A 23,997-nucleotide genomic window follows, 5' to 3' on the forward strand; every position below is an offset into this window, starting at 1 on the left:
CTCCGCTCGCGCCCGGTGGCCGCCCCGCGCGGAACCGCCCCATTTTTCCCTGGATCACCCGTGTTCACTTGTGGCCGATTGTGTTCCCAACTCGACCGGCGGGTACGCGCATTCGCCTGGTAAGCCCTCGTTTCGTTGCCTACCGTAGGAACGGGAGGTCGCGATGTGTGTACTCACCGTGTTCGGTATCACGAACTCCCTCATCTGTCCGGCAACCCCTGCTGGTCGGGGGTGCGAGAGGAGAACCCATGTCGCTCGACGTCTCACCGGCCCTACTCGAACAGGCCGAGCGAGGCGAGGTCGACGAAGCTGCCTTCGTCGACTGCGTCCGGACCTCCCTGCCCTATGCGTGGGAGATGATCAGCTCCCTGGTGGCCCAGCTGAAGGTCGACGGCGGAGACTTCGCCGACAACCAGACGCCTCCGCCGGACGAGCAGGCACGCGGCCAGCTGCTGCGTGCACTCGCGAGCGACGCGATACGCGGCGCGCTGCAGCGGCACTTCGGTGTGCGGCTGGCCTTCCAGAACTGCCACCGCGTGGCGGTGTTCCCGCTGGACGGCTCGGTCGATGAGCGGCTGGCCCGGTTCACTTCGGTGCGCAGCCAGGTGCTCAACCAGTCGCCGGAGTTCAGGGACTGCTGAGGGGGCAGTGGTCGTCGGCTTGCCGCCCCGCCCGCGGGAGAATCATGGAGGCCGGGGCGGCAGGCCCTCCGGCGGCGGCCCGCCGCCGGTCCGGCCCGGCCGGTCCGCCGCCGACCCCGTGCGGCCGGTCCGGCACGTCCGGTCCGCCGCTGATCCGGCCCGGCCGGTCCGGCACGTCCGGTTCAGCGCAGCCGGGGGAGCACCTCGGCGCCCAGCCGGCGTACGGTCTCCTCGGTCGCGGCCAGCTCGCCGGAGCCCTCGACGAGCAGGGCGAAGCGGGAGATGCCGGTGCGCTCGGCGGTCGCCGCCAGACGGTCGGCGCACCGCTGCGGGCTGCCCACCGGGTGCAGGGCGCAGAGCATCTCCGTGTAGGCCAGCGGATCACGCATCCGGCGGCTGCGGCCGTCCACGGTCACATGCGCGTCCAGTCCCTGTTTCAGCCATCCCGGCATGGCCTTCAGCAGGGTCTCCGCGGCGTCGGCGTCGCGGTCCGCGATGTGGCAGACGCCCGCCGAGACATGGCCCGCGTCCGCGATCCGCTCCTCCGGACGCCCGGCGGCCCGCGCGCAGCGCCGCCACAGCGCGACCATCTCCGCCTTCTCCTCGTCGCCCGCGTGCATCCCGAGCAGCATCGGCAGCCCGCGCTCGGCGGCCAGCCGCACGCTCGCCGGGGAGGTGCAGGCGACGACGACCTCGGGCCCCGGGGTCTCGGTCAGCGCCTCGTCCGGCCGGGGCACCACGGCCACCTCCCGGAAGGCGAACCGCTCCCCGTCGGCCGCCACCGACGGCTCGCGCAGCCAGCGCAGCAGCAGGTCCAGCGACTCCGGGAACCCCGACTCGTACGCCGCGAGGCCCGCCCCGAAGACCTCCAGGTCCACCCAGGGCCCGCCGCGGCCCACGCCCAGCGAGAACCGCCCGCCGCTCGTCAGATGCAGCAGCGCGGCCTGCTCGCCGAGCGCGACCGGATGGACGGTGGGCAGCACGCTCACCGCGGTCCCGACGCGCAGCCGACGGGTGCGGCCGAGCAGCAGCGCGGCCAGGGTGATGGCCGACGGGCACGTCCCGTACGGTACGAAGTGGTGCTCGGCGAGCCAGACCGCGTCCAGGCCGGCCTCCTCGGCGACCTCGGCGGTGCGGACCGCGCGGTGCAGCGCCTCCCCCTGGCCCTGCCCGGGGAACTGGGCCGCCAACACGAAACTTCCTACGCGCATCGCTCTTCCTGCTTCCTCGGCTCCGACGCGGAGCTCCCCCACGCGGCATAACCGTCCGACACGTGCCCAGGACACGGCTTGGCGGAGGGATTTCCGGATTGTCTGCGGAATTGACCGTTCCGGAGAGCGACTTGGGCGGTTCGGCGGGCAATCCGGTTCTTTGCGTGTCCGCTCGGCGGCGCCGCGTACGCTGGAGTCATCCCGTTCCCTTCGCAGAACCCGGTGAGGTGTCCCGTGTCCCCGCGTCGCAACCGTCCCAAAGGTCCTGGCTCCCCGGGCCGGAGCGCCGAGGACGACGCGGCGAGCCGCTACGGGGGCTGGCAGTCCACCGAGAGCTGGCAGGGCGAGGAGTGGTGCGTACGCCATGTCGCGGGCGCCGGCACGGCCGGCAAGACCTACCGCTGCCCGGGGTGCGACCAGCTGATCGGCCCCGGCGTCCCGCACGTGGTCGCCTGGCCCGAGTACGCGGGCGTGGACGACCGCCGCCACTGGCACAAGGCCTGCTGGAACGCGAAGGACCGCCGCACCACGCGGGTGCGGCGGTCCCGGGACGCGCCGAGGTTCTGAGGCCCAGAGGGATCCCGTACGGGCTTGCTACACGTCCCGCTCCCGCAGCAGCGCCCAGGCGCCGGCGCCGACCACGGCGGTCACCCCGAGGATGATCCACAGCGGATCCCAGCCCGCCGGGCCGGAATCGCTCAGCGAGCTGGAGTAGAAGACGCCGAGCTGGTTCGGGATGGAGTACTCGAACAGCGCGTTGCGCACCGACTCCAGCGAGCGCGTGAACATGAACAGCGCGATGACCAGCGGCGCCAGCACCACCCCGATCATGATGGTGATGCCGCCCGCCGAGTGCCGCAGCACCGAGCCGATGAGCAGCGAGACCAGCCCCAGCAGCGCCAGGTAGAAGCTGACGCCGACCGTGGCCTTGAACCACTCCCCGCCGGTCGGCCGGCGCGCGCCGCTGCCGTCCAGCATCGCCGTCTGGGCGACCGCGACCAGCGCGGTGCACACCAGCGTGATGACGAAGGAGAGCAGGAAGAACACCAGGGCCTTCGCCACCAGCACCCGGCCCCGGCTGGGGCAGGCGGTCATGGTGGTGCGGATCATGCCGGTGCCGTACTCGGAGGCGGTGGTCAGCACGCCGAGCGTGATGATGCAGATGCTGCCCAGGAGCACCCCGATGAAGCCCAGCGTCAGTACGTTGTCGTCGCCGGACATGTCCGCGGAGGAGTGCGCGACGACCGCGCCGACCAGCAGCCCGACGCCGACCACCAGCACGATGAACACACCCAGCGTCCACATCGTGGAGCGCACCGACTTGATCTTCGTCCACTCCGAGGCGAGCGCGTGCCCCAGATGCGTCCGCACGACCGGGATCGGCGAGGTGTAACCGGGCTGGACGGACGGTGCGGAGGGTGCCCCCGCCTGCCAGGCGGGCTGCGGAGTCGGCGGCATCGGAGTCTGCGGCGTGCTCATCGGGCGTCCTCGGACTGGGTGACGTCTGCTGCGGGTGCGGGTGCGGGTGCGGGTGCGGGTGCGGGTGCGGGAGCCGGTGCGGGTGCCGGTGCCGGTGCGGCGGCCGGTGCCGTGGCGGGCGGGGCCGGGGCCTGGGCCGCACCCGCGTACGGGTTCGGCGCCCCCGCGCCCGCGTACGGCCGGGGCGGGCCGCCGTAGGGGCCCGCGGCGGGCTGCGCCTGGGGCGGCGGCGGGGCGTACCAGCCGGGCTGGCCCTGGCCCGGCACCGGCACCGGCGGCTGCGCGCCGGGCGGCAGGGGCTGCATCAGACCGGACTTGGCGTCGGTCGTCGAGCGGTAGTCGACCACCGACTGCGTCATCCGCATGTACGCCTCCTCCAGGGAGGCCTGGTGCGGGGACAGCTCCCAAAGCCGGACGCCGGCCTCGTGCGCGAGGTCGCTGATGCGGGACAGCGCCAGCCCCGTCACCCGCAGCGCGCCGTCCTGCTCGGGCAGCACCTGCCCGCCCGCGCCGGTCAGCGCGGACGACAGCTTCTCCCGCTGCCGCGGCTCGGCGTCGGGGACACGGACCCGGGCGAAGTCGGCGGAGTTCGCGGAGATGAAGTCCGTCACACTCATGTCGGCGAGGAGCTGCCCACGCCCGATGACGATCAGATGGTCCGCGGTCAGCGCCATCTCGCTCATCAGATGCGAGGAGACGAACACCGTCCGGCCCTCGGCGGCCAGCGACTTCATCAGATTGCGCACCCAGAGGATGCCCTCCGGGTCGAGGCCGTTGACCGGCTCGTCGAAGAGCAGCACCTGTGGATCGCCCAGCAGCGCCGCCGCGATGCCGAGCCGCTGCCCCATGCCGAGCGAGAAGCCCTTGGAGCGTCGGCGGGCCACCTCCTGGAGACCGACCACGCCCAGCACCTCGTCCACCCGGCGGGCCGGGATGCCCGACAGCTGCGCCAGCGACAGCAGGTGGTTGCGGGCGGTCCGGCCGCCGTGCACCGCCTTGGCGTCCAGCAGGGCGCCCACCTGGCGCGGAGCGTTGGGCAGCCGCCGGTAGGGATAGCCGCCGATCGTCACCGAGCCCGCGGTCGGGTTGTCCAGGCCGAGGATCATCCGCATGGTCGTCGACTTGCCCGAGCCGTTCGGCCCGAGGAAGCCGGTGACGGCACCGGGCCGTACCTGGAAGGAGAGGTTGGATACGGCGGTCTTGGCGCCGTAGCGCTTGGTCAGGCCGACTGCCTCGATCATGCTCCGGTCCCATCGGAAGGTTGCTGCCCCAGGTTCAGGACAGCGGGGCACACGTCCCCGTAAGGCTTAGGAGCTTATCCGGGCGCTGACGGTTCCGGCCAAAAGAAGGTAAAGCCAGGGCGGCCCGGTACGTCAGGATCTGCGGTGTTCCGTCCTCAGGCGTCCCGCCTGCGCAGCAGCGCGTAGCCGGCCGCGAGCGCCGCGATCACCCACAGCGCCATGATGCCGAGACCGCCCCAGGGACCGTAGGGGGTGTCGTCGCCGACCCGGGGGAGGACCCGCAGGATGCGGCTGCCCGCCTGGTCCGGCAGGTACTGGCCGACCTTCTTCGTCGCCGAGACATTGCCCAGGATGTTGGAGATCAGGAAGAAGAACGGCATCAGGATGCCCAGCGACAGCAGCGGGGAGCGCAGCATCACCGCGACCGCCATCGAGAACACCGCGATCAGCGTCATGTAGAGGCCGCCGCCGATGACCGCGCCCAGCACACCGGGCGCGGTGATCGAGGTCCGCAGCGGGCCGAGCATCGCCTGCCCGAGGAAGAACGCGGCGAAGCTGGTGGCCATGCCGACCAGCAGCGCCAGGGCCGCGGCGACGGCCACCTTGCTCGCCAGGAACGCCCCGCGCCGCGGCACCGCGGCCAGTGAGGTGCGGATCATGCCGGTGCTGTACTCGTTGGACACCACCAGCACCCCGAACACGATCATCGCGAGCTGTCCGATGGTCATGCCCGCGAAGCTGACGAAGGTCGGGTCGAAGGAGAGCCGCTCCCGCGCGGGCATGTTCCCGAACTCGTTGCGCGAGAGTGCCGAGATCAGCATGCCGAGCGCGAGGGTGACGACCACGGCGAGGGACAGCGTCCACACCGTCGACGCCACCGACCGGATCTTCGTCCACTCCGAGCGGATCACCTGGGTCGCCGCCATGTCTCAGCCCTCCACCGTCGTCGGCGCCGCGTCCCGTACGGTCCCCTCGGGCGGCGGCCCGGTCCGCGTGCTCCAGTCCGCGCCCCACGGCCGCTCGGCCGGCTCCGCGTGCGCGTGGTACTCCACCGACGAGGCGGTCAGCCGCATGAACGCCTCCTCCAGCGAGGACTGCCGGCTGCTCAGCTCGTGCAGCACCACCTGGTGGCGGGCGGCCAGCTCACCGATCTCCTCCGACCGGCCGCCGTCCACCTCCAGCGCCCCGTCACCGCCCTGCACGGCCTGGATCCCGGCCCGGTGCAGCGCGTCCAGCAGCCGTTCCCGGTCGGGGGTGCGGACCCGGACGTGGGAGCGCGAGTTGCGCGCGATGAAGTCCGCCATGGAGGTGTCCGCCAGCAGCCGCCCCTGCCCGATGACCACGAGGTGGTCGGCGGTCAGCGCCATCTCGCTCATCAGGTGCGAGGAGACGAAGACCGTACGGCCCTCGGTGGCCAGCGACCGCATCAGAGAGCGGATCCAGTGGATGCCCTCCGGGTCCAGCCCGTTGACCGGCTCGTCGAACATCAGGATCCGCGGATCGCCCAGCAGCGCGCCCGCGATGCCCAGGCGCTGGCTCATGCCGAGCGAGAACCCCTTCGCCTTCTTCCTGGCCACCGCCGCCAGACCCACCGTCTCCAGCACCTCGTGCACCCGGCGCTCGGGGATGCCGTTGCTCTGCGCCAGGCACAGCAGATGGTGGTAGGCGCTGCGCCCGCCGTGCACGGCCTTGGCGTCCAGCAGGGCGCCGATGTACGTCAGCGGGTCCTTCAGCTCGTGGTAGTGCCGGCCGTCGATGCGCACGTCTCCGCCGGTGGGGTGATCGAGACCCAGGATCATCCGCATGGTCGTCGACTTCCCGGCCCCGTTGGGCCCCAGGAAACCGGTGACGGTGCCCGGCCGCACCGTGAACGTGAGGTCGTCGACCGCCACCTTCTCGCCGTAGCGCTTGGTCAGCCCCGCCAGTTCGATCATGCGGCCACGCTAAGGGCGCGCCGAGCCCCCCGCCACCGGAAGGCGACGGGGGGCTCGACGGCGACCGGCCCCGCGACGGAGGGCGGCCGAGCCGCCGCCCCGGTCCACCGGGTCTGCCTCTGTGCCTACCGGGTCTGCTGGGCGGGGACCCCGCGGGAGACCGGCTCGTCCTCGGCGGGGGTGCCCGCCGCGGCCACCGCGGCACCGGTCAGCGTCGCCAGCATCTCGCGGACGTTCGTCAGCTGGGCGTTGATCGAGTCGCGGCGGTTGGTCAGCGCCGCGAGCTCGCGCTCGGACTCCGAACGGATCCGGTCCGCCTTGGCGTTGGCGTCGGCCACGATGTCCTCGGCCTGGCGCTGCGCCGTCTCCACGGTCTGCCGGGCCCGGCGCTCGGCGTCGGTGCGCAGCTTCTCCGCCTCCAGACGCAGCTGCTCCGCGCGGTGCTCGATCTCCGCGAGGCGCTTCTCCGCCTTCTGCTGACGCGACGCCAGGTCGCGCTCGGACTGCTCGCGGCGCTTGGCGAGGTTCGTCTCGAAGTCGGCGGCGGCCTGCGCGGCCTTGGCGCGGGTCTCCTCGAAGAGGGCGTCCGCCTCCTCGCGCTTGGACTGCGCGTCCTTCTGCGCCTCGCTGCGCAGCTGCGAGGCGTCGCTCTTGGCCTTCTCGACGATCCGGACGCCCTCGTCCTCGGCCTTGGCCTTGCGCTCGGAGGCGAAGGACTCGGCGTCGTTGCGGACCTGCTGGGCCGCCGACTCGGCCAGCTCGCGGTGCTGCTCGGCCGCGCGCCGTGCCTCCTCGCGCAGATCCTTGGCCTCCTCCTCGGCGAGGCGGAGGATCTTCTCGACGCGCGCGCCCAGACCGGCGTACGACGGCTCGGCGTCGGTGATCTGGGCCTGGGCGTTCTGCGTCTCTAGGTGGAGCTCCTCGATGCGCTTCTCCAGTGTGGTGACACGGGAGAGAGCCCTGTCGTGGTCGGAGACCAGCTTGGCGATGTAATCGTCCACCTGAGCGCGGTCGTACCCACGCCGCACATGCTCGAAGCCGTAGGGGGAAGTGTCGCTCATGGGGTTCCTGTCGAATGAGACCGGTGAGGTGATAGGTCGAATCCTAGGGGCCGAAGCGGTGTGTCATCGAGCGGATACGTGTTTGATCTGGAGAATGACACCTCTTTTGAGTGGCTGACCGCCGCAGCGCTTGCCAATTACCACGGCGCAGCCTTCGGAAGCTCCCCCGTGAGGCCCCGAATTCACCCTAAAGGCTAACCTTCTGACTACCCCTCTGACGACTTCTCCCCGGAACGGGGTGCTCCGACCGTCGCGCCCGCCCGGACCCCGGCGTCCTTCCCGGACCCCGGCGCCTCGAAGGACTCCAGCGCCTCCAGCACGTCCTGCACCCGGGAGATCTCGGCGTTGATGTCCTCGCGCCTGCGCACCAGGGTCTCCAGCTCGCGCTTGCCCTCCTCGACCGTGCGCCGCGCCTCCCGGACCGCCTCGGCCTTCAGCTCCTCGGCCTCCTTGGAGAGCTTGGCCTTCTTCTGCTCGGCCTCCTTGAGCAGCCCCTCGGCCTTCTTGACCGCGGCGATACGCACCTTGCCCGCCTCGGAGTTGGCGTCCGAGACGATCTCCTTGGCCTTCGCCTGCGCCTTCGCCAACTGCTCCTCGGCCGCCTTGATCAGCGCGTCGCAGCGGTCCCCGGCCGACTTCATCGTGTCGGCCGCCTCCCGGCGGGCCCGCTCGTGCAGCTCCTCGATCTCCGAGGTGAGGCGCGTCCGCAGCTCCTCGGCGCGCTCCCGGATCTGGGTGGCGTCCCGGCGGGCCCCGACCAGCAGCTCGTCCGCGTCCGTACGGGCCTTCTCCACCGCGCTGTTGCCCTGGACCGTCGCCTCGGACAGGATCCGCTCGGCCTCCTGGCGGGCCGCGCCCACCATCGTGTCGGCCTGCGCCTCCGCGTCCGCCTTGGACTTGACCGCGCTCGCCTGTGCCTCGGTGAGCAGCTTGTCGGCCTCCGCCGTGGTCTCGTTGATGAGCTTGTCGACCTGCTCGGCCGCCTCCGAACGCCGCTTGTTGGCGTCCTTGCGGGCCTCGTCCAGGGTCCGCTCGGCCTCCTCGCGGGCGGCCGTCACCAGCCGCTCGGCCTCCGCCGCCGCCTCCGCCTTCACCCGCTCGGAATCGGTACGGATCCGCTCGGCCCGCGACTGCGCGGAGCCCACCGTCTCGGCGGCCTCGGCCCGCAGCCGCTCCGCGTCCCCGGTGGCGTCCGAGATCAGCTTCTCCGCCTTGGCGACGGACTCGGCCCGCACCCGGTCGGCCTCGGCCAGCGCCTCGGTGCGCACCCGCTCGGCCTCGGCCGCCGTCTCCGTGCGCAGCCGGTCGGCCTCGGCGACCGTGCCGGCCCGCAACTGGTCCGTCTCGGCGATCGTCTCCGTACGCAGCCGCTCGGCCTCGGCGATCGTCTCCGTCTGGAGCCGCTCGGCCTCCGCGCGCGCCTCGGAGATCAGCGTGTCCGCCTGCGTCGCCGCGTCCGAACGGATCCGGTTCGCGTCGTCCCGGGCGTCCGCACGCGTGCGCGTGGCGTCCTGCTCGGCCTGCGCGATCGTGTCCGACGCCTCGGTACGCACCCGCTGCGCGTGCTCGGAGACATCCGCGCGGACCCGCTCGGCCTCCGCGATGGCCTCGGACACCGTGCGCTCGGCGAGCGCCTTGGCGGCCTCCGTCTCCTCGCCCGCCTCGCGCCGCAGCCGGGCCGCGTCCTCGCTGGCCCGCTCCCGCTCGGCGTAGGCGTCGGCGCGGACCCGGTCCGCCTCCTCCTCGGCCTCCCGGCGCGTACGGTCCGCCGCGTGCTCGGCGGCCGAACGCAGCCCGGTGATCTCCTCCTGCGCCTGCTCGTGCAGCCCGGCCACGGAGTCCCGTACCTGCTGCGCGTGCGTCTCGGCGGCCGACATCATCTCGGTGGCCCGCCGGTCGGCCTCCTCCACCAGACGGGTGGCCTCGGCCTGCGCCTCCTCCACCCGGCGGCGCGCCGACGCCAGCAGTTCCTCGGTCTGCTCGCGCGCCCGCTCCCGCTCCTGGTCGGCCTCCTGGCGGGCCGAACCGAGCAGTTCCTCGGCCTCGCGGCGGCGCCGGGCGGACTCCTCCTGCGCGGCGGCCAGCGCCTCGGACGCCTCCGCGCCCAGCCGCTCGGCGGCGGCCTGTGCCTCGGCGCGGACCCGGTCCGCGGTGTCCTGGGCCTCCGCCTTCAGCCGCTCGGCCTCCGCCGCGGCCTCCGAACGCAGCCGCACGGCCACGTTCTCGCCCTCGGCGCGGGACGCGGACGCGTCCGCCGCGGCCTCGTCGCGCAGCCGCTCGGCCTCCGTCTCGGCCTGCTCGCGCAGCGCCCGGATCCGCTCGGCCGCCTCGGTGCGCAGCCGCTCGGCCTCCTCGGCGGCCTCCCGGCGCAGCCGCTCGCCCTCCGCGCGGGCGTCGGTGAGCGCCTGCTCGGCGGCGGCGTGGCGCTCCTCGGCCTCGGTGTGCAGCCGGGTCAGCTCCTCGGTGGCCTCGGCCTGCCGGGCCGCGAGCGCCCGCTCGGTCTCCTCGCGCAGCCCGGTCGCGGCCCGCTCGGCGTCCGCCTTCACCGACTCCGCGTGCTCGTCGGCCTCCGCGCGCAGCCGCTCGGCCTCCGCGCGGGCGCGCTCCAGCGTCTCCTCGGCCTGCCGGCGCAGCACCGTGGCGCGCTCGATGGCCTCGGTGCGGACCTTCTCGCTGTCCGCGCTCGCGCCGGCGCGCAGCTCGTCGGCGTCCGCCTTGGCCTTGGCGAGCAGCTCCTCGGCGGACTTCGCCGCCTCCTCGATCTGCGCCACGGCCTCGCGCCGGGCCTCGGCGCGGATCTTCTCGCCCTCGGCGACCGCGTCGGAACGCAGCTGCTCGGCCTCGCCGCGCAGCCGCCGCGCCTCCTCCTGGAGCTCGACGGTCTTGGCGCGGTACTCCTTGGTGTCGTCCTTCGCCGCGCCCTTGAGCTCCTCGGCGATGTCGTGCGCCTCGGCGCGCAGCCGGTCCGCCTCGGCCTCCGCCTCGCCGCGGATCCGCTCGGCCTCCTCGGCGGCCGCCCTGGTGGTCCGCTTGGCGTTCTCGGACGCCTTGTCCAGCACCTCCTCGGCGGTCTTCGCCGCCTTGGACAGCTGGGTGGCGGTCTCCTCGGCGGTGGCCGTACGGGCCTTCTCCGCGGCCTCGGCGAGGATCTTCTCCGCCTCGGCGCGGGCGTCGGCCACCAGCTGCTCGGCCTCGGACCGGGTGGACTCGGCCTCCTTGGTGGCCTCCTCGACCAGCCGGGCGACCTGCTCCTTGGCGGTGCGCGTGCGCTGCTCGTTGGCCGACTCGGCGCCGGCCAGCGTCCTGGCCGCGCTCTCCTTGGCCTCGGTGACCAGCTTCTCGGCCTCGGTCTGCGCCTTGCGCAGCGCCTCCTCGGCCTCCGTCATCCGCTGCTCGGCGGCCCGGCTCAGCTCGGTGGCCTGGCGGCGGGCGGCCTCCGACTCGCTCGCCGTGCTGCTGCGCAGCCGCTCGGCGTGGTCGGTGGCCTCCTGCGCCTGGCTGGAGGCGGCGCCCAGCATCCGCTCGGCGTCGGCGCGGGCCCGGCGCAGCAGCTGCTCGGCCTCCGCGCGCGCCGACTCGGCCTCGGCGCGCAGCCGCTGCCGGGCCTCGGCGGTCAGCCGCTCGGCCTCGGCGCGCGCGGCGGACATCGCCTGCTCGGCCTCGGCGCGGGACTCGTCCAGCAGCCGGCGGGCCTGCTGCTCCGTACGGGCGCGCAACTGCTCGGCCCAGGCCACGTTCTCGTTGACGTGGGACTCGACGGTCTGGCGGCGCTCGGCCAGCTCCTGGTCGAGCTGCTGGCGCCGGTTCACCGCCTCCTGGTGCAGCTCCGCCTGGAGCCTGGCGGCCTCCTCGGCGTGCTCCTGGAGGATGCGCTGGGTCTGCGCCCGCGCCTGGCTCAGCTCGCGCTCGGCGTCGGCGCGGATCTGCTCGGCCTGCACCTGCGCCTGCCGCAGCAACTGCTCGGCCTGGTAACCGATGTCGGCGCTGTCGTAGGCGGGCCGGGTCATGATGGTGCGGCGCGCCTCGTGCAGCTTGGCGCGCAGCACCTCGACCTGGTAGCCGAGGTCCTCGGCGTGCTGGATCGCCTTCTCCCGCTCGGTCTTCAGCCGATCCATCTCGGCCTCGAACCGAGAGAGGTGGTCGACGTCAGCCGCCGGCTCTCGCTCCTGGCGTTCGTAGCCCCGCACTGCGCGGTCCCATCCGTCCCCTGGTCGCAAGCCTGTCCAAACGAGCTCCGTCCATCCGCCGGACGGGGCCCCCGGGGAATGGTGTCAGATCAACGGCGGAGCATGGGCTGCTGCCCCGTCGTCCGTCCCCCGAAACGTGGACCCCGGAAAGCGATCGGCCCGCTGAGCGGACGATCGCCCCCAACCCTACCGGCCCTTATGTACGTCGGTCAGTGCTCGGCCGTCCCAACGGGCGCCGAAGTGACGAGTTCTGTGAGGACGCCATGGCAGTCCTTGGGGTGCAGGAAGGTGATCCGTGACCCCATGGAGCCGCGTCGCGGCTCCTCGTAGAGGACCCGCACGCCCTTGTCGCGGATACCGGCGGCGTCCGCGTCGACGTCCGCGGTGCCGAAGGCGATGTGGTGCACGCCCTCGCCGTTCTTCGCGAGCCACTTCCCGACGGCGGAGTCCTCGCGGGTCGGTTCCAGGAGCTGGAGGTAGGAGGCGCCGCCGTCGGACGTCTCGTTGATCTTGAGCATGGCCTCGCGCACGCCCTGCTCGTCGTTGACCTCGGTGTGGAACACCTCGAAGCCGTACGTCGCCCGGTAGAACTCGACGGTCGCGTCGAGGTCGTGGCAGGCGATCCCGATGTGGTCGATTCGCGTCAGCATGGACTCAGTGCAGCGCCGATCGGATGGTTACGCAACGTGCGCGCGATCACACCGACGGCCCGATGACGCGGCCGACCGCCGCTCAGTACATTCGAAGTAAACCCTCGTTCACTCCTCGGCTGTGCAGGCCGGTAAGGGGAATCGCAGCTCATGGCTTCTGGAAACTCCGGTACGACCGGTTCGGTGATCGTCGCGGGCGCCCGTACGCCCATGGGCCGGCTGCTCGGCTCGCTCAAGTCGTTCTCCGGCGCGGATCTGGGCGCGTTCGCGATCAAGGCGGCCCTGGACCGCGCGGGCATCGGGGGTGACCAGGTCCAGTACGTGATCATGGGCCAGGTGCTCCAGGCCGGCGCGGGCCAGATCCCCGCCCGGCAGGCCGCGGTGAAGGCGGGCATCCCGATGAGCGTGCCCGCGCTCACCGTCAACAAGGTGTGCCTCTCGGGCCTGGACGCCATCGCGCTGGCCGACCAGCTCATCCGCGCGGGCGAGTTCGACATCGTCGTGGCCGGCGGCCAGGAGTCCATGACCAACGCCCCCCACCTGCTGCCCAAGTCCCGCGAGGGCTTCAAGTACGGCGCGGTGGAGATGCTCGACGCGATGGCCCACGACGGTCTGACCGACCCCTGGGAGACCATCCCGATGGGCGAGTCGACCGAGAAGCACAACACCCGCCTGGGCATCGGCCGCGCCGAGCAGGACGAGATCGCCGCCCTGTCCCACCAGCGCGCCGCCGCCGCCCAGAAGAACGGCGTCTTCGAGGCCGAGATCACCCCCGTGGAGATCCCGCAGCGCAAGGGCGACCCGGTGCTCTTCAGCAAGGACGAGGGCATCCGCGGCGACACCACCGCCGAGTCGCTGGCCCGGCTGCGCCCCGCCTTCGCCAAGGACGGCACGATCACCGCCGGTTCCTCCTCGCAGATCTCCGACGGCGCCGCCGCCGTGGTCGTGATGAGCAGGGCCAAGGCCGAGGAACTGGGCCTGGAGTGGATCGCCGAGATCGGCGCCCACGGCAATGTGGCCGGTCCGGACAACTCCCTCCAGTCCCAGCCGTCCAACGCGATCCTGCACGCCCTGCGCAAGGAGGGCCTGGAGGTCTCCGACCTCGATCTGATCGAGATCAACGAGGCGTTCGCCGCGGTGGCCGTGCAGTCAATGAAGGACCTCGGCGTGTCCACGGAAAGGGTGAACGTGAACGGCGGCGCCATCGCCCTCGGTCACCCGATCGGGATGTCCGGCGCCCGTCTCGTGCTGCACCTGGCGCTGGAGCTCAAGCGCCGCGGCGGCGGCGTGGGCGCGGCGGCGCTGTGCGGCGGCGGCGGCCAGGGCGACGCGCTGATCGTCAAGGTGCCCGGGGCCTGAGGGCCGCCCGGCGCCTGAGGGCCGCCCCGGCCCGGTGCGCGGCCGGACCCGGACCCCCGGTGAGCGGGGTGTCCGGGGTATCCCCCCGACCGATCCTCCGCGTACGTTCGTGAGATCGGCGCGGAACACGTGAACGGAGCTGTGATGCAGGACGTCTCCTCTCTGGTGGCCCAGGCCAGGGACGGCCGGCCGCGGGCCGTGGCCCGGCTGATCTCCCTGGTGGAGGGGGCGTCACCGCAGCTCAGGGAGGTCATGGCGGCGCTCGCGCCGCTGACCGGCAACGCCTATGTGGTCGGTCTGACCGGCTCGCCCGGGGTCGGCAAGTCGACCTCCACCTCGGCGCTGGTGACGGCCTACCGCAAGCAGGGCCGGCGGGTCGGCGTGCTCGCCGTCGACCCGTCCTCCCCGTTCTCCGGCGGCGCGCTGCTCGGCGACCGGGTCCGCATGTCGGAGCACGCCTCGGACCCCGGTGTGTACATCCGCTCGATGGCGACCCGCGGCCATCTGGGCGGCCTGGCCTGGGCCGCGCCGCAGGCGATCCGGGTGCTGGACGCGGCCGGCTGCGACGTGGTCCTGGTGGAGACGGTCGGCGTCGGCCAGTCGGAGGTCGAGATCGCCTCCCAGGCGGACACCAGCGTGGTGCTGCTGGCGCCCGGGATGGGCGACGGCATCCAGGCGGCCAAGGCCGGGATCCTGGAGATCGGCGACGTCTACGTCGTCAACAAGGCCGACCGGGACGGCGCGGACGCCACCGCCCGCGAGCTGAACCACATGCTGGGCCTGGGCGAGGCCCGCGGCCCCGGCGACTGGCGGCCGCCCATCGTCAAGACGGTGGCCGCCCGCGGCGAGGGCGTCGACGAGGTCGTCGAGGCCCTGGAGAAGCACCGGGCGTGGATGGAGGAGCGCGGCGTCCTCGCCGAGCGGCGTCGTGCCCGCGCGGCCCGCGAGGTCGAGACGATCGCCGTCACGGCCCTGCGCGAACGCATCGGCGACCTGCACGGCGACCGCCGCCTCAGCGCCCTCGCCGAACGCATCGTCATCGGCGACCTCGACCCGTACCGCGCGGCGGACGAACTGGTCGCGGGCCTGACCCAGGGGTAGGGCCCGGCCCAGGGGTAGGGCCCGGCCCGGCGGGAGAGCCTGGTCCACGGCCTACGGCCGCGGGACGGGGCCCGCCTCCGCGCACTCCGGGTGCGCGCCCGCCAGGAAGAGTGGGGCCGTCCTCATACGGGTCCGCGCCTGGCGGGCGAAGCCGCCTTCGCGCGCTCCTTGCCTGGCAGACCGGGCCCGCCCGGACCGCTCCGGTGCGGTGGATCGCACCCGCCGGGCCGGGCGCGGGCCTCTTCCGGGCCGCCGGGCCGGCCTGCGCCGGGACCGAACCCGGTACGGCGGCCGCGCCACGCCGCACGGTCCGCGGGCCCGGCACGGCGTGCTCGTCCTGCACGGCCTCGGGACCGGCGCGCCGCCCCTGGCTGTGTCGGCCCCGGTCCGGCGGGACGGGGCAGTGCCCTGGATCCGGCGAGGCGGGCCCGCCCGGACCGCTCCGGTGCGGCGGACCGGACCGGAGCGTCCCGGTCTCCGGCGCCCCGCGCCGGTCCGTGACCGTCAGGCGGGTGGGCGGCGCGGCAGCTGCCTGCCGGGGCCCGATCGCGAGCCGTCGGGCGGCGCCGGCCCCGGGTGCCGGTTCGCGTACGGGGCCCCGGGGCCGGGAGCGCGGGCCGGGTCAGGGCTGCGGGCCGGGCAGGGCCGGAGCGCGGGCCCCGCCCCGGTTACGGGCGGCCCCGCTGGCCGCGCAGGTGCTCCGCGATGGGCTTGAGCGCCTTGCTCAGCTCCGTCAGGGCCTCCGGGTCCAGCAGATCGATGAAGTGCCGCCGCACGGACGCCACATGGTGCGGGGCGACCTTCTGCATGGTCTCCATGCCGTGCTCGGTGAGGACGGCGAACAGCCCGCGCCGGTCGGACTCGCAGTTCTCGCGGCGCACCAGGTTCGCGTTCTCCATGCGGGTGATCTGGTGCGAGAGGCGGCTCTTGGACTGGAGGGTGGCGGAGGCGAGGTCGCTCATCCGCATCCGCACGTCCTCCGACTCGGAGAGATTCACCAGGATCTCGTAGTCGTTCAACGTCAGACCGAAGGGCTGGAGGTCTCTTTCGAGCTGGTACGTCAACAGCCTGTTGACCTCCAGGTGGGTGCGCCAGGCGCACTGCTCCGCATTGGTCAGCCAGCGCGTGGCCGTGTCGGTCTCCATGAATGAAGTCTACCTAAGAAGTTGAAAGGCGAACTAATGGGGGGTCGCATGACGGCGCGCACGCGTTCGAGCCGTCACACTCCGCAGACTACCGCTCACAGCCCGAAGCGACGCTGGAGGTCTCCCAGCTGTCCGGGAAGGCGCGGTGCGCCCGCCTGCTGTCCCTGCTGTCCATGACCGGCCGGACCGGTCCCGCCGGGCACCCCGGGCTCGGCCGGGGGCGCCCCCACAGCCTGCTCCGCCATCAGGGCCTCCGACGACTGGAGCAGCACCGTACCGGCCCCGACGAACTCGAACTGGTGCTCCTCGCCGGAGGCCCCGCCGAGCCCTGTCATCGCACGTAGGCCGCCCAGTACGCCCGTCAGATAGCCGTGGTCGTAGTGATGGCACGGGGAGGGGCAGTCGGCCCAGCCGACCAGCGCCTGCGGGTCCACCCGGATCGGCGGTTCCATGAAGACCACCGGGCCGTTCGACGCGGCCACGAATTTTCCGGTTCCGATCAGCGTGAGGAAGCCCGGAACGATCGACTGCTTCAGCGCGAGACTTGGCTCAAAAGCAAGCAAGTTGCCCGAGCGAATGGTCAGGTTGCCGTCCTCCAGGTCGTACGAGTTCACATCGAAGGCCCGGTCGGCGAGGAGCATCTTCCCCGAACCCTCCGCCACCACCCAGTCCGCGGCGTGCAGAGGCGAATGGAACGAGGTGCGCAACAGCCGGTCCAGACGCCCGTGTCCAAAGCCGTTGAACTCGATCGCCCCGTAATAGGCGATCATCTTTCCCTTCTGGAGGAACCACTGGCTTCCCTTCAGCTCCACACAGAAGGTGTAGTGGTTGACGTTGTCGTCGGCCGGCAGCGTCATCGGGTCGTACACCACGGGCCCGGCGCCGGGCGTTCCGTACGCGCTCACAGCTTCTCCTCCGACGCCTGGACGTAGACCATGCCGCTGCCGCTCAGCTCCAGCTGGAACGCCTCGCCCGAACCCCGGCCCACCATGTCCCGCCAGCCCAGCGCGGTCGACAGCTTGTTGCGGACGTCGCCGTGGTGGGCGACGTAGGCCTGCGGGTCGACATGGACGGGCCGCTGCGGGGTGACCGGGATCTCCAGCACCCCGCCGTGCGCCATCACCGCCACCGCGCCGTACCCCTTGAGGGTGGTCGTGAACAGTCCCTGGCCGGTCACCTGGCCGCGCACCATGCCCATGATCCCGCCCTGCGAGCCCATGAACATCGTGCCCTGCTGGAGCGTGCCCTCGAAGGCGAGCAGGCGGTCGGCCTCCACGTACAGCGTGTCGCCGGACAGCCCGATCACCTGGATGTGGTGGCCGCCGTGCCCGAAGAAGACCGTGCCGCTGCCCTCCACCGTCATCAGGGGGGTGGCCTCGCCCGCGACGCGGCGCCCGATCATGGACATCACCCCGCCCTGACCGCCCTGGATGTTCGGGGTGAACGACACGTCGCCCCGGTACGCCAGCATCGCGCCCCGCTGACTGAACAGCCGCTGCCCCGGCACCAGCGTGGCCTCGACCATCTTCGAGTTGATCTCCCGGAAGGTCATCTCACGCGTCCCCCGCGATCGTGTTCCGCTCGCTCGGCTGGACGTAGACCAGGCCGTCCCCCTCGAAGCGGATCTGGAACGCCTCGCCGCCGCCCTCCCCGAGGAATGTGCGGAAGGTCACCCCGGACTGGAACGTCTGCCGCAGATCTCCCTGGTGCGCGATATAGGCGCCCGGGTCGACGGTCAGCGGGTACTGCGCGCTCACCCGGAGCACCACGGCGGGGCCGTCCGACATGATCGCCGCCTGGCCGCTGCCCTCGACGGTGGTCGTGAACAGCCCGTTGCCCTGCGAGGCGCCGCGCAGCCCGGTGAACGTCGTGCCCGTCCTCAGTCCCGCGTCCGTCGCCAGCAGATTGCTCGACTCGACATACAGCTTCTCCCCCTGGAGGCGGACGAGATTGATCTCGGACGCCCGGTCCGCGAACCAGCAGGTCCCCTGCCCCCGCACCTCCATCACCGTCATCTGCTCACCGGTGATCCGCCGCGTCACCATCCCCCGCAGCCCCTCACCGCCACCCGTCAGCTTCTTGAAGGCCATCTGACCGTCGTACGCGACCATCGAGCCGTTCTTCGCCTTCACGGCATCCCCGGTCATGTCGACGGCGAGCACCTTGCTGCCTTGCAGTCGGAACATCGCCACGGAGTGAAGGTAGCGGCGAACGGCCCGCCGACGACAGCACCCACGGACGGAGATCGCCCCCCGCTCCGGGTGGAGAAATCCCCGACCTCCACCCCTAGGGGCCGACCACCCCCGGCGGTTTGCCACAATGGACGGAACTTTGTGCCTGCGTTCACAAACCCGGCCGCAGCTCCCGGCCGTCTTCCGCCGCATCCCGCCGAATCCCCCCGAAGGTGACCCGTGGACATCAAGACCGCCACCGCCCTCCGACGCCTCCGCCTGGTCTCCGCCCCCGAGGCGGTCAGCTTCCTGCTCCTGCTGGTCTGCTCGGTCCTGAAGCGGACCACCGACTTCAACGCGGTCCCCGCGATGGGCGCGATCCACGGCATCCTCTTCGTCCTCTACGTGCTCTTCTGGGCCGACGCCTGGAACCGCACCAAGTGGCCGCTGAAGACCGCCGCCCTCTACTTCGTGCTCTCGGTCCTGCCCACCGGCGGCTTCTTCGCCGAGCGCAAGCTCAAGCGCGAGGCCGAGGACGCGGTCATCGCCTCCCGCGCCCGCCGCGAGGGAGTGGTGAACGCGTGATCGTCGCCTTCTCCGTCACCCCGCTGGGCGTCGGCGAGGACGTGGGCGAGTACGTCGCCGACGCCGTCCGGGTCGTGCGCGAGTCCGGCCTGCCGAACCGCACCGACGCCATGTTCACCTCCGTCGAGGGCGAGTGGGACGAGGTCATGGACGTGGTCCGGCGCGCCGTGGCCGCGGTGGAGGCTCGCGCCCCGCGCGTCTCCCTCGTCCTCAAGGCCGACATCCGCCCCGGCGTCACCGACGGCCTCACCGCCAAGGTGGAGACGGTCGAACGGCACCTGGCGGGGGAGTAGCCCGAACCGGCTCCGCCTGCGCGGGCGCGCACCCGGCGGTCCGACCGCGCGCCCGCGCACGCCTCAGCCCCCGGACACGCACCCTGGGGCGGCCCCGGACGCGCACCCCCGCGGCCCCGGACGCCCACCGCCGGGCGGCCCGGACCCTCACCCTCCGGACGCCGCCAGCGCCATCCCCAGCGGTGTCCGCTCGTACAGCACCCGGTGCCCATAGCGCCGCGAGGTCAGCAGCCCCGCGTCCCGCAGCACCGCCAGATGCGCGGACACCGACGAGGGGGCCAGCCGCAGCCGGTGCGCCAGGTCCGATGTCGTCGCCGGGTCGGCCAGCGCGGCCAGCACCGCGGCCCGTCCGCGCCCCAGCAGCCGTACCAGCGCCTGCGCGCCGGCGGCACCCGGCTCCGTCCACAGCCCCGCGAGGCCGCGGGCCGGATAGACCAGCGTCGGCTGCCACGGCGGCTCGAAGCCGCTGATCACGTCCGGCCACGAGAACACGCTCGGCATCAGCACCAGACCCTGGCCGCCCAGTTCGCGCCCGTACTCGCCGTGCCAGTCCACGGTCAGCGTCCGCCCGTCCCAGGACAGCCGCCGGTCCAGCTCCGGCAGCAGCGCCTCCAGGCCCACCTCGGCCAGCCGCCGCGAGTGGAAGGCGATGTCGGCCTCCAGCAGCGCCCGCAGCCGCGGCCACTCCGGCTCCACCAGCACATGCCAGGCGGCCTCCAGCAGATCGGCCAGCTCCCGCACCGCGCGCGCCGGATCGGCCAGCAGCGCCTGCCCGCCCCGCGAGCGCGGCGCACCCGGCGTGTCCGCCAGGGAGCGCGCCAGATCCTCCCGGGCCGCCACCGGATCGGCCGCCCGCACCGCCGCGATCTCCTCCTCGAACGTCGCGGCCGGGCCCAGCGGCGGCGGCCCCAGGAAATCCGGGCTGTGCCCCCGGCGCGGCATCACCAGTCGCAGCAGGCCCAGGTCAAGACCCCGCGCCGCCTCCCCGATGCTCCGCAGCCAGTGCGGGTGGTAACCCAGCCGGTCCGGGCGCCCCAGCGTGCGCACCGCCTCCTGCGTCTCCCACAGCGGCGACAGCGCGAAGCGGCACCGCAGCAGATCGTCGTCACCGAAACGCAGCCGGAACGGCACCCGGCACCACCCCGCCCTCCCCTGGAAGATTCGGCTGTCGCCGAAACACTAGGGCGCACGGCCGGGCGGCCGCACGCTGCCGTCCATGCAGCAGCGCTACACCCAGGTCTTCGCCGTCCCCGAGTTCCGGGCCGTCTTCGCCGCCCACGCCCTCTCCCTGCTCGGCGTGATCGTCAGCGAGATCGCCCTCTCCGTCCTCGTCTACGACCTCACCGCCTCGCCCCTGCTCAGCGCCCTCACCTTCGCGCTCGGCTTCCTCCCGTACGTCGTCGGCGGCACCCTCCTGGCCGGGCTCGCCGACCGCTTCCCGGCCCGCCGGGTGCTGGTCGTCTGCGACCTGGTGTGCGCGGCGTGCGTGGCGGGCATGGTCGCGCCCGGGGCGCACATCGGCGTCCTGCTCGCGCTCCGATGCGCCCTCGCCCTGGTCTCACCGGTCTTCCAGGGCACCCGCATGGCCACGCTCGCCGACATCCTCGGCGACGGCGACCTGTTCGTCCTCGGCCGCTCCCTGCTGCGGATCGTCTCGCAGAGCGCGCTGCTCGTCGGCTACGGGCTCGGCGGGCTGCTGCTCACCGTGGTCAGCCCCCGGCACGCCCTGCTGATCACCGTGGCCACCTTCCTGGCCTCCGCCGCCCTGCTCCGCCTCGGCACCCGCCCCCGGCCCGCGCGCGGCGGCAGCGGCGGCGCCCTGGTCGGCGACTCGCTGCGCGGCGCCCGGCAGGTGCTCGCCGACCGCAGGACGCGCGTCCTGCTGCTGCTGTTCTGGGTGCCGCCGATGTTCGCCGTGGTGCCCGAGGCCCTGGCCGCCCCGTACGCCGCCGCGCTCGGCACCGGGTCCACCGGGCTCGGCCTGCTGATGTGCGCGCTGCCCGTGGGCACCGTGGCGGGCGAGCTGTACGCCGGCTCCCGGCTGTCGCCCGCCGCCCGCGAACGCGTCGCCCTGCCGCTGGTGAGCCTCGCCCTGCTGCCGTACCTCGGCTACGCCCTCCACCCGGGCCTGCCCCTCTCGCTGCTCCTGCTGCTGGTCTCCGGCGCCGGATCGGCCTACACCCTGGGCCTGGACCAGTGGTTCGTCGCCGCCGTGCCCGAGGAGCTGCGCGGCCGGGCGATGACCCTGCTCACCGCCGGTCTGATGACCCTCCAGGGCGTGGGCATGGCCCTGGCGGGCGTCGCGGCCGAGTTCGCCGGCGCACGGGTCACCGTCGCGGGCGCCGGGGTCCTGGGCACCGTCTGCTGCGTCCTGCTGGCGGGCGCCGCCCGGCGGACGTCCGCGCGGACACCGGGGGAGCGCCGGACGACCGCCGGGCGAGCACCGGGCGACCGAAAGGCGAGACGGGGCTGACCACGATATGACCGGCGGGTAGGGTCTGATGCCGTGCCGAAGCCCCTCAGTCTCCCGTTCGACCCCATCGCCCGCGCCGACGAGCTCTGGAAGCAGCGCTGGGGAAGCGTGCCGTCCATGGCGGCGATCACGTCCATCATGCGCGCCCACCAGATCCTGCTGGCCGAGGTCGACGCCGTGGTCAAGCCGTACGGACTGACGTTCGCGCGCTACGAGGCCCTGGTGCTGCTCACCTTCTCCAAGGCCGGCGAGCTGCCGATGTCCAAGATCGGCGAGCGGCTGATGGTGCATCCCACCTCCGTGACCAACACGGTGGACCGCCTGGTCAGGTCCGGCCTGGTGGCCAAGCGCCCCAACCCCAACGACGGCCGCGGCACCCTCGCCGTCATCACAGACAAGGGCCGCGAGGCCGTCGACGCCGCCACCCGCGACCTGATGGCGATGGACTTCGGCCTGGGCGCGTACGACGCCGAGGAGTGCGCGGAGATCTTCGCGATGCTGCGGCCGCTGCGGGTGGCGGCGCACGACTTCGACGAGGGCTGAGAGGGCCGCCGACCCCGCGAGGCCCGTCTCAGGTCTTCAACAGGGCCCAGACCGTCTTGCCGACCGGGCGTCGGATCACGCCCCAGTCCGCAGCGAGGGACTCGACAAGCATCAGACCGCGGCCACCGGTGTCATTCTCGTCCGGCGCGCACTTCGCCGGACGGATCACGGAACGGTCGGAGACCCCGATCAGAACCGCGTCCGGAGCAGGGCGTTCCAAAGACATGCGGCAATGACCGGGTTCGCGGGCATTGCGCAGGCGGGCATGGCGAACCGCGTTGGTGACCAGTTCGCAAGCGACCAGTTCGGCATCAGCCGTCAGGTCCTCGGGCAGGCCCCAGCACCTCATCGTGGTCCGTGTCGCCCGGCGTGTCATGGCCGCGCTCTCGGGCAGGAGGGCGAGGGAAACGTCATCACCCGGATATCCGGTCCCATGGGCATGCAACTGGGGAGCGGCGGGTGCTGATCGTCCTGTCGTCACACTGGTCATCGTGGCCTCACGCTTGGGCGGTTGGGTGGGTGGGGTGGTCACCCCTGAGAGCGGAGGGCGATCACCAGGTTCAGAACGGCCCGCAGGGGCTCGTTGCTGTCCTGGCAGCCAGTCAACGGTTACTCACCGCTGTGGCACCATCACAGATGCGGCGCTCGCATACGGGTATGAGCCGAGCGGGTACGAGCAGGGGCTCGGCGCTGTGGGGACTCGTAACGTGGGGGTGCCGCGATGTAGCAGATGACAGCGGTCCGGGAGGCCTCCCGGACCGGGGACGCAACTGGGCGGGGCGATCGGTCTTTCACAGTCGGCGGTCTCCCGGCTGGAGAAGCGCGGAGCGCGTACCTACAGCACGGACATCCTGGCGGCTGCTGCTGCGCACCTGGGCATTCCACCGGCACTGGTGGGGCTCGCGGACAGGCGCCCCCAGGGGAATGCGAACGGTGATGACAACGTGGACCGACGACAATTCCTCGGCGGTGTCGCGGCGACAGCGGCGACGCCGGTACTGGCTGCCGCATCGCCCGACAAAGCCGGTCCGGGGAGCGAGCAGGCCGCAGCGCTGAGGTTGTCCACATCTGCGTACCGGAGGCTCGACGGCTCCACGCCGTCCCGTGATCTCTCCGAGGCCGTGAAATCACACATGAGGCTGATCCAGGGCATCACCAACGCAGCAGGTGACACGGACCGCAGCCGCCTCGCCGCGGTGGGCAGCGAGGTGGCGAGCCTCGCCGGATGGCTGGCCTGGGACATGGGCGACAACGGGTCGGCGCGCACCTGGTACGGCTCGGCCGTCAAGGCGGCGCGATCGTCCGGAGACCGGCTTCTCACGGCCTACCAGGTCGGCAGTCTGGCTCAGTTCGAGGCACACTCGGGGAACGGCACCGAAGCCCTGAATGTGACCGGACGGGCATGGCGAGCGCTCGGCGACTGTCGACCTCCGGTCGCGGAGGCATGGCTGTCGTCCGTGGAAGCCCTGGCCCATGCCGTCGGTGGTGACCGTCGGGCGGCGGACAGGGCGCTGACCGAGAGCCGTGCGGCAGCCGAGGCGCTGCCCGAGGACCCGCCCCCCTGGCCCTGGGTGTTCGCGTTCGGCCCGGAGAAGGTGGCTGCGTGCCGCGTGACCTGCGGGGCACGACTCGGTCTGGCGGGCTGGGTGCTTTCGGACGATGCCGAAGCCCTGGCCACTGGTCACGCGAAGCAGCGCGCACTGCTGGTGCTCGACATCGCCGCCGGGCACCTCGCCGGTGGACGCGTGGAGTCGGCGTTCGCCCTCGCCCAGCGGGCCCTCGACACCGGGCTGACGTACAAGTCCGGCCGCATCGTGGAACGCGTCCGGGCCCTGCGCCGTACCCTCACGACCAGTGCACCGCCCAAGGTGGTGCGCGATGTGGATGAGCGGTTGCACGGCGTCTATCTGTGAAGGAGCGGGC

General features: G+C 72.7%; 23 protein-coding genes. 9 read left to right on the forward strand and 14 right to left on the reverse strand.

Annotated features, from left to right (window positions below; translation table 11 throughout):
* The first annotated feature begins 248 nt into the window (after nucleotides 1-248).
* Nucleotides 249-641 (forward strand): SCO5389 family protein, encoded by a 393-nt coding sequence (locus R4Z62_RS23220; RefSeq protein ID WP_018571476.1) that lies wholly within the window; start codon nucleotides 249-251, stop codon nucleotides 639-641.
* Between the two features lie 182 nt (nucleotides 642-823).
* On the opposite strand, the gene R4Z62_RS23225 is transcribed toward R4Z62_RS23220, so the two are convergent.
* Nucleotides 824-1,852, reverse strand: a complete 1,029-nt coding sequence (locus R4Z62_RS23225) for an LLM class flavin-dependent oxidoreductase (RefSeq protein ID WP_064535301.1) — start codon at nucleotides 1,850-1,852, stop codon at nucleotides 824-826.
* A gap of 234 nt (nucleotides 1,853-2,086) precedes the next feature.
* Here R4Z62_RS23225 and R4Z62_RS23230 point away from each other — a divergent pair, with 234 nt between their 5' ends.
* A complete protein-coding gene (locus R4Z62_RS23230; RefSeq protein ID WP_064535302.1) occupies nucleotides 2,087-2,419 on the forward strand; it encodes an Rv1322 family protein in 333 nt (110 codons plus the stop codon).
* A 27-nt stretch (nucleotides 2,420-2,446) separates the two neighbouring features.
* Here R4Z62_RS23230 and R4Z62_RS23235 read toward each other — a convergent pair whose 3' ends face one another.
* The 7 genes from R4Z62_RS23235 to mce form a co-directional block, all read right to left on the reverse strand.
* Nucleotides 2,447-3,331 (reverse strand): ABC transporter permease, encoded by an 885-nt coding sequence (locus R4Z62_RS23235; RefSeq protein ID WP_064535303.1) that lies wholly within the window; start codon nucleotides 3,329-3,331, stop codon nucleotides 2,447-2,449.
* Nucleotides 3,328-4,572 carry an ABC transporter ATP-binding protein gene (locus tag R4Z62_RS23240; RefSeq protein WP_491520782.1) on the reverse strand — a complete coding sequence of 415 codons (1,245 nt, stop codon included), beginning with the start codon at nucleotides 4,570-4,572 and terminating at the stop codon, nucleotides 3,328-3,330. Before R4Z62_RS23240 ends, R4Z62_RS23235 begins: the two co-directional genes overlap by 4 nt.
* A 155-nt stretch (nucleotides 4,573-4,727) precedes the next feature.
* On the reverse strand, nucleotides 4,728-5,498 hold the full coding sequence (locus R4Z62_RS23245) for an ABC transporter permease (RefSeq protein ID WP_064535305.1): 771 nt from the start codon (nucleotides 5,496-5,498) through the stop codon (nucleotides 4,728-4,730).
* A 3-nt stretch (nucleotides 5,499-5,501) separates the two neighbouring features.
* Nucleotides 5,502-6,506 carry an ABC transporter ATP-binding protein gene (locus R4Z62_RS23250; RefSeq protein ID WP_491520783.1) on the reverse strand — a complete coding sequence of 335 codons (1,005 nt, stop codon included), beginning with the start codon at nucleotides 6,504-6,506 and terminating at the stop codon, nucleotides 5,502-5,504.
* Between the two features lie 125 nt (nucleotides 6,507-6,631).
* Nucleotides 6,632-7,567 carry a coiled-coil domain-containing protein gene (locus R4Z62_RS23255; RefSeq protein WP_018571483.1) on the reverse strand — a complete coding sequence of 312 codons (936 nt, stop codon included), beginning with the start codon at nucleotides 7,565-7,567 and terminating at the stop codon, nucleotides 6,632-6,634.
* Between the two features lie 206 nt (nucleotides 7,568-7,773).
* Nucleotides 7,774-11,754 (reverse strand): polarized growth protein Scy, encoded by a 3,981-nt coding sequence (gene scy, locus R4Z62_RS23260; RefSeq protein ID WP_491520784.1) that lies wholly within the window; start codon nucleotides 11,752-11,754, stop codon nucleotides 7,774-7,776.
* A gap of 209 nt (nucleotides 11,755-11,963) precedes the next feature.
* Nucleotides 11,964-12,404 (reverse strand): methylmalonyl-CoA epimerase, encoded by a 441-nt coding sequence (mce, locus tag R4Z62_RS23265; RefSeq protein WP_018571485.1) that lies wholly within the window; start codon nucleotides 12,402-12,404, stop codon nucleotides 11,964-11,966.
* 150 nt (nucleotides 12,405-12,554) lie between these two features.
* Here mce and R4Z62_RS23270 point away from each other — a divergent pair, with 150 nt between their 5' ends.
* Complete coding sequence (locus R4Z62_RS23270) at nucleotides 12,555-13,763, forward strand: acetyl-CoA C-acetyltransferase (RefSeq protein ID WP_107440684.1); 1,209 nt, start codon at nucleotides 12,555-12,557, stop codon at nucleotides 13,761-13,763.
* Nucleotides 13,764-13,907: 144 nt separating this feature from the next.
* On the forward strand, nucleotides 13,908-14,864 hold the full coding sequence (meaB, locus tag R4Z62_RS23275; protein WP_491520785.1) for a methylmalonyl Co-A mutase-associated GTPase MeaB: 957 nt from the start codon (nucleotides 13,908-13,910) through the stop codon (nucleotides 14,862-14,864).
* A gap of 668 nt (nucleotides 14,865-15,532) precedes the next feature.
* Here meaB and R4Z62_RS23280 read toward each other — a convergent pair.
* From R4Z62_RS23280 to R4Z62_RS23295, 4 genes are all read right to left on the reverse strand, one after another.
* Nucleotides 15,533-16,009, reverse strand: coding sequence for a MarR family winged helix-turn-helix transcriptional regulator (locus R4Z62_RS23280; RefSeq protein ID WP_018571488.1), 477 nt, complete (start codon nucleotides 16,007-16,009; stop codon nucleotides 15,533-15,535).
* A gap of 95 nt (nucleotides 16,010-16,104) precedes the next feature.
* Nucleotides 16,105-16,914: an AIM24 family protein gene (locus R4Z62_RS23285; protein WP_037888547.1), complete on the reverse strand. Its 810-nt coding sequence runs from the start codon at nucleotides 16,912-16,914 to the stop codon at nucleotides 16,105-16,107.
* On the reverse strand, nucleotides 16,911-17,561 hold the full coding sequence (locus tag R4Z62_RS23290; RefSeq protein ID WP_491520786.1) for an AIM24 family protein: 651 nt from the start codon (nucleotides 17,559-17,561) through the stop codon (nucleotides 16,911-16,913). Before R4Z62_RS23290 ends, R4Z62_RS23285 begins: the two co-directional genes overlap by 4 nt.
* A 1-nt stretch (nucleotide 17,562) precedes the next feature.
* Nucleotides 17,563-18,195 (reverse strand): AIM24 family protein, encoded by a 633-nt coding sequence (locus R4Z62_RS23295; RefSeq protein WP_491521916.1) that lies wholly within the window; start codon nucleotides 18,193-18,195, stop codon nucleotides 17,563-17,565.
* Nucleotides 18,196-18,420: 225 nt separating this feature from the next.
* Here R4Z62_RS23295 and R4Z62_RS23300 point away from each other — a divergent pair, with 225 nt between their 5' ends.
* Together R4Z62_RS23300 and R4Z62_RS23305 are read left to right on the forward strand one after the other, a co-directional pair.
* Nucleotides 18,421-18,765: a DUF3817 domain-containing protein gene (locus tag R4Z62_RS23300; protein ID WP_018571492.1), complete on the forward strand. Its 345-nt coding sequence runs from the start codon at nucleotides 18,421-18,423 to the stop codon at nucleotides 18,763-18,765.
* Nucleotides 18,762-19,058, forward strand: a complete 297-nt coding sequence (locus R4Z62_RS23305; protein WP_064535311.1) for an MTH1187 family thiamine-binding protein — start codon at nucleotides 18,762-18,764, stop codon at nucleotides 19,056-19,058. Before R4Z62_RS23300 ends, R4Z62_RS23305 begins: the two co-directional genes overlap by 4 nt.
* A 147-nt stretch (nucleotides 19,059-19,205) precedes the next feature.
* On the opposite strand, the gene R4Z62_RS23310 is transcribed toward R4Z62_RS23305, so the two are convergent.
* Nucleotides 19,206-20,189, reverse strand: a complete 984-nt coding sequence (locus R4Z62_RS23310) for an ArsR/SmtB family transcription factor (protein WP_491520787.1) — start codon at nucleotides 20,187-20,189, stop codon at nucleotides 19,206-19,208.
* An 85-nt stretch (nucleotides 20,190-20,274) separates the two neighbouring features.
* Here R4Z62_RS23310 and R4Z62_RS23315 point away from each other — a divergent pair, with 85 nt between their 5' ends.
* Both R4Z62_RS23315 and R4Z62_RS23320 read left to right on the forward strand, forming a co-directional pair.
* Nucleotides 20,275-21,531 (forward strand): MFS transporter, encoded by a 1,257-nt coding sequence (locus R4Z62_RS23315; RefSeq protein ID WP_491520788.1) that lies wholly within the window; start codon nucleotides 20,275-20,277, stop codon nucleotides 21,529-21,531.
* 33 nt (nucleotides 21,532-21,564) lie between these two features.
* Nucleotides 21,565-22,074, forward strand: coding sequence for a MarR family winged helix-turn-helix transcriptional regulator (locus R4Z62_RS23320; protein WP_018571495.1), 510 nt, complete (start codon nucleotides 21,565-21,567; stop codon nucleotides 22,072-22,074).
* A gap of 28 nt (nucleotides 22,075-22,102) precedes the next feature.
* Here R4Z62_RS23320 and R4Z62_RS23325 read toward each other — a convergent pair whose 3' ends face one another.
* Nucleotides 22,103-22,606, reverse strand: a complete 504-nt coding sequence (locus tag R4Z62_RS23325) for an ATP-binding protein (RefSeq protein WP_491520789.1) — start codon at nucleotides 22,604-22,606, stop codon at nucleotides 22,103-22,105.
* 280 nt (nucleotides 22,607-22,886) lie between these two features.
* On the opposite strand from R4Z62_RS23325, the gene R4Z62_RS23330 reads away from it, so the two are divergent.
* Nucleotides 22,887-23,987: an NsdA family TPR-like regulatory protein gene (locus R4Z62_RS23330; RefSeq protein ID WP_491521917.1), complete on the forward strand. Its 1,101-nt coding sequence runs from the start codon at nucleotides 22,887-22,889 to the stop codon at nucleotides 23,985-23,987.
* Nucleotides 23,988-23,997 lie beyond the last annotated feature (10 nt).

This window comes from Streptomyces sp. PL-25, from assembly GCF_058344915.1.